This window comes from Corallococcus sp. CA041A (assembly GCF_003612075.1).
GTDB classification, from domain to species: Bacteria; Myxococcota; Myxococcia; order Myxococcales; family Myxococcaceae; genus Corallococcus; species Corallococcus exiguus.
This window is the reverse complement of sequence record NZ_RAWF01000589.1, coordinates 1-579: the sequence shown is the minus strand read 5'-3', so window position 1 is coordinate 579 and position 579 is coordinate 1. Positions and strand designations below refer to the sequence as shown.

The following is a 579-nucleotide window of genomic DNA, read 5'->3' as shown; positions in this document are numbered from 1 at the left end:
TGGTCGCTCCCTTCCGCGTGTTCATCTTCGGCGTGGGGAGGTGTTCATGGTCGGCTTCATCAATTCGCGCAACGGACGGTGGATTCGGATTCTGGCGGGCACGGGCATGGTCCTGGGCGGGCTGGGCACGGGCACGCCCCGGGGCGCGATGGTGGCGCTGACGGGCCTGCTGCCGCTGCTGACCGGCGCGCTGGACTTGTTCCTGGTGGGGCCGCTGATGGGCCTGCCCGTGAAGGGCGCGGACGTGCGGCGCGCGCTGGGGCAGCCGGAGGACGCACCGCTGCTCGACCTGGCGCACGACGGGGGGCGCTCCCCCTACGCGCCGCCCAGCACGCTGCTGCACTAGCTACTTCGTGCTCACCTGGAAGGGGATGCCGAGCGAACCGAACGGCGCCCCTGATTCCGCGTCCACCAGGTTCAACTGGAGCGTCACCACGTCCTCCCGGTGGGCCACGCCCTGGAAGTAGAGGAAGCCCTCCTGCGTGCCGCCGGGCTCCAGTGTGCCCTCCGGCAGTGCGTTGTTGAGCATGTCCGCGGTGGGCAGTGGCGGATCGTAGTAGCTGTATCTTATACACATCT

Annotated in this window: 2 protein-coding genes; one reads left to right on the top strand and one right to left on the bottom strand. The window is 68.9% G+C overall.

Annotated features, from left to right (window positions below; all coding sequences use genetic code 11):
* On the top strand, positions 1-346 hold a 346-nt coding region (locus tag D7V77_RS42350), incomplete at its 5' end, for a hypothetical protein (RefSeq protein ID WP_233597575.1).
* On the opposite strand, the gene D7V77_RS42345 is transcribed toward D7V77_RS42350, so the two are convergent.
* Complete coding sequence (locus D7V77_RS42345; RefSeq protein WP_199734003.1) at positions 347-529, bottom strand: hypothetical protein; 183 nt, start codon at positions 527-529, stop codon at positions 347-349.
* Positions 530-579 lie beyond the last annotated feature (50 nt).

Coding starts and splice junctions, on each gene's coding strand:
- D7V77_RS42345 (WP_199734003.1), bottom strand. CDS start 529: ATGCTCAACAACGCACTGCCGGAGGGCACACTGGAGCCCGGCGGCACG.